Origin of the sequence: Aquicoccus sp., assembly GCF_041686535.1 — a bacterium.
Lineage (GTDB): Bacteria > Pseudomonadota > Alphaproteobacteria > Rhodobacterales > Rhodobacteraceae > Aquicoccus.
In genome coordinates, this window is sequence record NZ_JAWLDS010000120.1 from 1 (window position 1) to 7,304 (window position 7,304).

Annotated in this window: 11 protein-coding genes; 3 read left to right on the top strand and 8 right to left on the bottom strand. The window is 64.4% G+C overall.

The window, feature by feature from the left end; all coding sequences use genetic code 11:
• Window positions 1-602: 602 nt before the first annotated feature.
• On the bottom strand, window positions 603-1,142 hold the full coding sequence (locus ACESL9_RS16080) for a DUF6647 family protein (protein WP_372675184.1): 540 nt from the start codon (window positions 1,140-1,142) through the stop codon (window positions 603-605).
• A 158-nt stretch (window positions 1,143-1,300) separates the two neighbouring features.
• Between ACESL9_RS16080 and ACESL9_RS16085 the strand changes: the two genes are divergently transcribed.
• The 3 genes from ACESL9_RS16085 (at window position 1,301) to ACESL9_RS16095 (ending at window position 3,134) form a co-directional block, all read left to right on the top strand.
• Entirely contained in the window at window positions 1,301-1,456 is a 156-nt protein-coding gene (locus tag ACESL9_RS16085) for a hypothetical protein (RefSeq protein WP_372675185.1), read from the top strand.
• A gap of 238 nt (window positions 1,457-1,694) precedes the next feature.
• On the top strand, window positions 1,695-2,309 hold the full coding sequence (locus ACESL9_RS16090) for a flavodoxin domain-containing protein (protein WP_372675186.1): 615 nt from the start codon (window positions 1,695-1,697) through the stop codon (window positions 2,307-2,309).
• Between the two features lie 42 nt (window positions 2,310-2,351).
• The gene (locus ACESL9_RS16095) at window positions 2,352-3,134 is read left to right on the top strand and encodes a Crp/Fnr family transcriptional regulator (RefSeq protein ID WP_372675187.1); all 783 of its coding nucleotides are present in this window, start codon (window positions 2,352-2,354) and stop codon (window positions 3,132-3,134) included.
• 228 nt (window positions 3,135-3,362) lie between these two features.
• On the opposite strand, the gene ccoS is transcribed toward ACESL9_RS16095, so the two are convergent.
• The 7 genes from ccoS to ACESL9_RS16130 all read right to left on the bottom strand — a co-directional run.
• Window positions 3,363-3,593: a cbb3-type cytochrome oxidase assembly protein CcoS gene (ccoS, locus tag ACESL9_RS16100; RefSeq protein WP_372675188.1), complete on the bottom strand. Its 231-nt coding sequence runs from the start codon at window positions 3,591-3,593 to the stop codon at window positions 3,363-3,365.
• Window positions 3,590-4,387, bottom strand: a complete 798-nt coding sequence (locus tag ACESL9_RS16105) for a DUF2189 domain-containing protein (RefSeq protein WP_372675189.1) — start codon at window positions 4,385-4,387, stop codon at window positions 3,590-3,592. The genes ccoS and ACESL9_RS16105 overlap by 4 nt, the downstream gene beginning before the upstream one ends.
• Window positions 4,388-4,399: 12 nt before the next feature.
• On the bottom strand, window positions 4,400-4,561 hold the full coding sequence (locus tag ACESL9_RS16110) for a hypothetical protein (protein WP_372675190.1): 162 nt from the start codon (window positions 4,559-4,561) through the stop codon (window positions 4,400-4,402).
• Window positions 4,558-5,466 (bottom strand): cytochrome-c oxidase, cbb3-type subunit III, encoded by a 909-nt coding sequence (gene ccoP / locus ACESL9_RS16115; RefSeq protein WP_372675191.1) that lies wholly within the window; start codon window positions 5,464-5,466, stop codon window positions 4,558-4,560. Before ccoP ends, ACESL9_RS16110 begins: the two co-directional genes overlap by 4 nt.
• Window positions 5,463-5,645, bottom strand: a complete 183-nt coding sequence (locus tag ACESL9_RS16120) for a cbb3-type cytochrome c oxidase subunit 3 (protein WP_372675193.1) — start codon at window positions 5,643-5,645, stop codon at window positions 5,463-5,465. The genes ccoP and ACESL9_RS16120 overlap by 4 nt, the downstream gene beginning before the upstream one ends.
• On the bottom strand, window positions 5,642-6,370 hold the full coding sequence (gene ccoO, locus ACESL9_RS16125; protein WP_372675194.1) for a cytochrome-c oxidase, cbb3-type subunit II: 729 nt from the start codon (window positions 6,368-6,370) through the stop codon (window positions 5,642-5,644). Before ccoO ends, ACESL9_RS16120 begins: the two co-directional genes overlap by 4 nt.
• 4 nt (window positions 6,371-6,374) lie before the next feature.
• Window positions 6,375-7,304, bottom strand: a 930-nt coding sequence (locus ACESL9_RS16130) for a cbb3-type cytochrome c oxidase subunit I (protein ID WP_372675195.1), incomplete at its 5' end; no start/stop codon positions are given.

Sequence of the window (7,304 nt, forward strand, 5' to 3'; positions counted from 1 at the left end):
CTTGTCTTGTCGCGTCTTTTGCCACATCCCGGAAAGCAAGCGCGGAGCGGAGAAAAACCGGATGCCCGGAATCCAAAGTAACGGCTGAAAAGCTTTTACTGTCGCTTCTAAGAGCGGACGCGCTGAGATTTCGCGTTTCGGGGCAGTGACCTTCGGGCGCTTTCGAGATCGAGCGATGACGCGCAGCGGACGTGCTGCGCTGACTCGCACCGAAGAGCCGAATCCAGCGCCTGACGAGCGACCTCTGGCCGGGACAAGACTGGCCGGGGCAAGAGTAATCCGGATCGACTAAACATGGCACCCCGACCTGCGCCACGGTCCACTGACCTGCTGGTCGAAGGCCATGTTCCCCTCTACGGAGATCTGCAGGCTGATGTCGGAGCTTCCCGATGGGGGGGGCGGCCTTGTGGCACCGGACCTGCCTATGGCTCGCCTTGCATAGGACCGCTGGACTGGCGCGAGGCCTACACCGTGTTTTTTGTCCGTCACGACGGCAGCACCGAGGTTTTTACCAGCTACGACGCGGCGTGGGCGAGGCGGACCGATCGACCTGCCATTCAGTCCTGCCGCGGGCGACCTGAACCGCAACAGGCGCTGAGGCCTCAGTCCGGGTGGATGTCCCGCCGTGTGCAGCCGGCATCGAGCACAACGGCCACCCAGTTCACGTCCGCTTTCATGCCCCGCTCTGCCAGCCAGGCCTCCTGAAGCCGGTAGGCGGGCAGTGCCTGCGCGGCGGGGTAATACCAGTGGTGCGGCGCTTGGCGGTGATGGACCAGTTCGTGAAGCAGGACACTCACGTCCTCGGGGTCGCGCGGGTCCCAAGGCTTGACCAACAGGATCTCTGCGCGATCGGGGTCGTAAAGACCGCGGAGGCGGCCGCGCTGAAAGCTTCCGGTCGCACCCTGGCGGGCGTGGGCCTCGACCGGGCTGACCAAACGGATCTTAGGAGGCGCGTCACCTTGCCACCACTCGGCGTTCTCGTCCAGCCAGTCGTCGAGGCCCGCCACGCGGTCGTGCAGACCCGCGCCCTGGCGCCAATGGGTAGCAAGCTCGAAATCCTTGGCGATTTCGGCCCGCGGCACCGTCGGGCACAAGGTAATGAGAGCAGTGGCGAGCACCACAGCGGCAGGCATGCCGGGCATGGGAACCTCCGATTGCGGACTTTGTGATCTGATGCCCCGATGCTACACGTCGGACGATCAAAACCGCCCAACCTTGCAAACTTTAATCGGTATTTGCAATACGGATTAAAGGAGGCTATGTTATTGAGCGAAAATTCAGTTAGCAAGGAGTGAACCCGATGACACTGTCCGAAGTATTTCTGTGGCCCGGAACGAAAGCGTGCGAGCGTCTGGGGGTGGACCCCGAGGGAGAGGCAGGTCTTATCCGCTGGATGGTCAACACGCTGGTCTATCTGGTGATCAGCCTGATTATTGTCTGGATGATCGTGGTGTGAGCAGGCGGGCAGCGTATTGCTGTTACAGAAGTGTGCTGAGAAGGCTCCTCAATCCGAAAATGTGTTATGATGCCTGCTCACGCCCGGTGATCGCACCATAGGGCATGTGCGGATCGATCCACGAGCGAAAGATCGGGCGCTTCTGACACGACCCGTTCTTGCTGTGAACATGCCAAGGTGACCAGTCGTTACCTCGGGTTTGATTCGACGCGATCCTGGGCCCGGATCCGGACTTGACATGTCTCAAGACCATCAGTTCGGATCTCACCTATTCTCGGCCCATGTGCCCCGGACAAAGAGATCAAAGATGACAGTCCTAATCGTCTATGCGACCGAAGAAGGCCAGACTGCAAGGATCGCGCGCTTTGTCGAGGCCGACCTGCGCAAGGCCATTTACGCAACGCGCGTCGTTGATGCGATGGACGAAAAAATGGAAATCAGCTTCGATGGTGTCGATACCGTGATCCTCGCCGCGCCAGTGCATGAACGCCGACATCCCAAACCGTTCGAGAAGTTCCTGGCAACCCACCGCGATGCGCTCGGTTGCCGTCGCACGCTCCTGCTTTCGGTCAGCTTGTCCGCAGCGTTCCCGGAAGGCCTGGAAGAGGCCGAGGACTATCTGCTGGAGATGAAGATGCGCACCCGTTTTACGCCTGATGCCGAGGCTCTGGTCGCCGGGGCCGTGCGGATTTCGGAATACGATTATTTCGCGTCGCAAGTGGTTCGCCATGTCGTCTTGCGCGATAGGGACTTTGACCCGACCAAGGGTGAACATGAATTCACCGATTGGGACGCCCTCAGGGAAACTTTGTCTGCTTTTCTTCCCACACGCACGACGAAACAGGAAACCTGAGACGTACATGGCCCGGTAAGCCGCGCGCCTGTCCCTGTTGATGTGCTGCCTGGAAACGCGGTAGACTCTCAAAAAAGAGGACAGTGCAGTGTACATTATCACCAGCAGGCGTTTGTCTTGACCCCGTGCGACGTTCGGGATATCGCAAGAAATTCTTTTCTTCTGCGTGGCTTGCCGGACGACGTGGCGAACGGCGTGTTGGCGGACGCATCGCCGCGAGAAACGGATCGCGGCGACACGATCTTTCTTCAGGGGGAAACGGCAAGGGTGATCCATGTCGTCATCGACGGTTGGGTCAAGCTGTACCGCGTCGCGGCAAACGGGAACGAGGCGATTGTCAACGTTTTCACCCGCCGCCACAGCTTTGGCGAGGCCGTAGCATTGCGCGGGCTGCCGTACCCCGTGTCGGCCGAAGCTGTGTCCGCTTGCACCCTGCTCGTGATTCCCGCCCGCAGCCTTGTGGATATGCTGCGCCGGGAACCGGAATTGGCGCTGGCAATCCTTTCCTCGACATTTCGACACCTTAACGAGCTTGTTGGGCAGGTTGAGCAGATCAAGTCGCAAACCGGCGCACAGCGACTGGCCGGCTTTCTGGTGCGCCTTTGTGATCGTGAGGAAGGCACCTGCATCGTGACATTGCCCTATGACAAGGCGGTGATCGCCGGGCGTCTGGGGATGAAACCCGAGAGCTTGTCGCGGGCCTTTTCCAGGCTCAGGCAGGTCGGCGTGCATGTGGCGCGCCACCATGCGCGGATCGACGACGTGACCGCGCTCTGTGAATTCGCCGCTGAAGACCCCGCCAACGCATGGAGTAAGTTACCTTGAAAAAGCTGACAAATGTGCTCTCGGCAATCGACAATGCAAATGCGCATGACCCTGACACGCGCGAGAGGAAAAGGTGTCGCGACGCGTCCGGAGGGGCGTGCACATGTCCCTGCCGCGAAAAGCCCTTGCCGGCCGGAACGGCGTCCGGGTCAGATCATGCCGCAAGCGGTGGGGGTCGAGACGGCCCGGACCCCGACAGCGCGATTTGCGGGGCTTGGGGCGATCTCATTATCTGCCGTCGGGATCGTGGTTGACCGCGTCCGACGCCTTATGGTCGTCGCGGTCGCCTCCCTTGTCCCGCGGATCATCGGCATCGGATTGGCCGTCAAGCGTGATCACGCGCCACGCGTTCCCCTCTGGGTCGTCGAACTGGTTCGCGCGCAGGGCCCAGAGGAAGGCGCAAAGCCCCACGAACCCCATGCCGAGCGACAGCGGGATCAGGATCGACAGGGAACTCATCGCGCCGCCTCGCCAAGCGCGCGCCAGGCATGCCAGGTGCCATGGCCCAGCACCGGAAAGATCACCACAAGTGCCAACAGCCCCGTCACCGCCGACAGCGCGATACCGGCGGCGACGATGGCGCCCCAGGCGAGACAGGGTGCAAGGTTGCGGACCGTCGTCGCAAAGCTGACGCCGAGGGCCGTCAGCGCGTCGCCCCGTTCGACCAGCAGCATCGGAACCGAAAAGAGGCTGAGCGAAAAGGCGAAGGCGGCGAACAGCCCGCCCACCAGCGTGCCGGTGATCAGCAATCCCCAGCCGCGCGCCGTGACGAACACGTTCGACAGCGCGTCCCCCGCCGCGGGGATCGGCCCGAGCCCGAAGAACAGCGCGTAAAGCAGATCCGCGGCGCGCAACCAGAACAGCACCAGCAGGCCAAGCAGAAGCCCGGCAAAGGCCAGCTGCGTCACCGAGGCCGGCCGCACGAGGATCATGTCGCGCAGCGTGGCGGTCTCGCCGCGCTCGAGCCGGCGGCTTTTCTGGTAGAGGCCGATAGCGAGGAACGGCCCGACGATCAGGAAACCCGACAGCGCCGGTAGCGCCAGGTAGAGCAACCCCGCCGCGGCCAGGCCGCCGAGCACGGCGTAGGACAGAAGCGTCAGAAAGACCCCGTAGGCGAGGCTGGGCCCCGGCGCGGCGCGCAGGTCGCGCCAGCCGGCGGCGAGCCAGTCGAGCGCGGCGCGCGGCGGCAGATCGCGCGCCAGTCTGGACACGGGGCGCTGCGGCGGGCGGATAGTGGGAAGCGGCTCCAACATTGATCGTCCCTTTCAGCAGGCGGGTTTGGCCGCTACCGCGACATCCTTGACCGCGACGCAATCGGGTTGCGACCCGATCGCGGCGACCAGAAGCTGCGCATTCGCGGCCAGCACCAGCGCGACCGCAGCCAACGCCGCGCCGATGGCAAGGCGTTTCTGGGTCGCGCGCGTCATTCGTCGCCACCGTTACCCTCTGCCGGCAGCCGCGAGACGTGAAGCGCCAGCAGGTTGATCTCGGGATCGCGCAACCGGTCGGACCAGTGGGGCATCACCCCCTGACGTCCGTCGCGAAGCGTATGAATCACCGATGCGGGGCTCTGGCCGTAGATCACCGCGTCATCGGTCAAGGCGGGCGCGCCATTCATCATCCCGCCCGCGCCCCCCTCGCCGTGGCAGGCGGTGCAGTTCTCTGCAAAGAGCGTGGCGCCCGCGCTGTCGTCGGCGGCGTTGCCTTCGGGCAGCGCCGCGACATAGCCGGCAACATCCCGGAGCTGAGATCTCTCCATCCAGTCGAAGGCCGGCATCTGGGCGATCCGGGTGTCGGGATGCCGGGCGTTGATGCCCACCTGCAGCGTCGTGGCGATGGTCGCCGGATCGCCGCCCCAAAGCCAGTGCGTATCGTTCAGCACCGGAAACCCCGGCCCGCCGCCGCCCTCGTCGCCGTGACACATCGCGCAGTTGTCGCGGTAGAGGCGGTCCGCGGCGGGCATGGCGCGCGCCATCAGGGCGTCATCGCCCTGCAATGCCGCGTAGTCGGGATCGTCGAAGCGCGAGAGCCAGTCGTCGCGCATCTCGGCGACGGATTGCACGCCCTCGGCCGCCATCTCGCCCTGATCGAGTTTGAGCAGCCCGCGGGTGTAATCACGCCCGTAAGGCCAGGCGGGCAGCAGCACCCAGGCGATCACGGAATAGAGGAATGTCGCGACCAGGATCCACAGCACGAACCGCGGAAAGGGCGTGTTCAACTCCTTGATGCCGCCCCACTCGTGTCCGGTGGTGTCATAGCCGGTGACCGGGTCGATCTCGCGGTTGCCGGTATGCGGGTCGGCGCCCGGGAATTCCTTGGGATCCGTGGTCATTGCCGCGCCTCCGCGGCGCTGTCGGCCTCGTCGGTGTCCGGCAGGATCGAGCGCGCGATGCGTTCCTGTTCTGCGCGACGGCGCGGGTTGTAGGCGCGGATCAGCACGATCAGCATGAAGCCGCCCATCCAGATCGGGCCGAAGACCTTGGCGATCAGCACGAGGGTGTCATGGGTCATTGCGTCTCCTCCGCCATGATCCGGTGGGCCGCATCGGTCAGCGTGCCGAGCGATTGCAGATAGGCGACGACCGCGTCCATCTCGGTCAGGCGGTCGGGATCGCCGTCGAAGGCGCGTACCGCCACGTCCTCGCCGTAGCGCGCGCGCACGGCGTCCGCGCCATCCGAGTCCGGCCGGCTTTGTGCCAATGCGTCGGCCCGGGCGTTCTCGATCATGGCGTCGTCATAGGGCACGCCCAGCCGGGCCAGCGTCGACAGGTTGGCTTGCATCATGTCGGTCTCCATGGGCCGGGTCAGCCACGGATAGGCCGGCATGATCGAGACCGGCACGACGCTGCGCGGGTCGATCAGGTGCTGCACGTGCCAGTCGTCGGAATATTTCTCGCCGACGCGGGCGAGGTCGGGACCGGTGCGTTTCGACCCCCAGAGCATCGGGTGGTCATAGGCGCTCTCGGCCGCAAGCGAATAGGGGCCGTAGCGGTCGATCTCGTCGGCGAGGCTGCGCACCATCTGGCTGTGGCAGGCATAGCAGCCTTCGCGGATGTAGATCTCGCGGCCCGCAAGCTCCAGCGGGGTATGGGGGCGCAGGTCGTCGGGGATCTCGACGGTCTCGTCGATGGTAAACAGCGGCGCGATCTCCACGAGACCGCCGATCGAGGCGACGCCGATGATCGCACCGACCAGCCCCATCGAGAGCTTTTCGAGATTGTAATGCAGCTTCAGCATCGGCTCACTCCGCCGGTTGCGCGGCCAATGGCCGGTCGGTGGCATCGACGACGGATCCCGTGGCACGCATCGTGGCCCGGCAATTGAGCGCGCACAGCACCGCGCCCGCCAGGAAAAGCCCCCCGCCGAGGGTGCGGAAGGCGTAATAGGGCAGCATCGCCTCGACCGACTCGATGAAGCTGTAGGACAGCGCGCCGCCCTCGTCATAGGCGCGCCACATCAGCCCCTGCGTGATGCCGGCGTTCCACAGCGACACGACGTAGATGAGCGTGCCCGCGATCGCGAGCCAGAAATGCCATTCCACCGCTTTGGGCCAGGCCATCTCGGCATGCCCCCACAGCTTCGGGACCAGCGTGTAGATCGCGCCGAAGACGATCATCGCCACCCATCCCAGCGTGCCGGAATGTACGTGCCCGACGGTCCAGTCGGTGTAATGCGACAGCGAGTTCACCGGCCGGATCGCCAGGAACGACCCCTCGAAGGTTGAAAGCCCGTAGAACACGGCGGCCACGAACATGAAGCGTAGCGTGGCGTCGTCGCGCACCTTGTCCCACGCGCCGTTCAGCGTGGCGATGGCGTTGCCCGCCGAGGCCCACGAGGGCACCAGCAGCATGACCGAGAAGGTCATGCCCAGCACCTGCGTCCAGTAGGGCAGGGCGGTGTAATGCAGGTGATGCGATCCCGCCCACATGTAGAAGAACACGATCCCCCAGAAGCTGAGGATCGACAGCCGGTAGGACCAGATCGGGCGCTGCGCGCGCACCGGCAGGAAGTAGTAGAGCATCCCCAGGAACCCGGCGGTCAGGAAGAACGCCACGGCGTTGTGCCCGTACCACCACTGGACCATCGCGTCCTGCACGCCCGACCAGATGGTGAAGCTTTCGCCCGAGCCCAGGCTGACCGGCAGCGCCAGGTTGTTGACGATGTGCAGCAT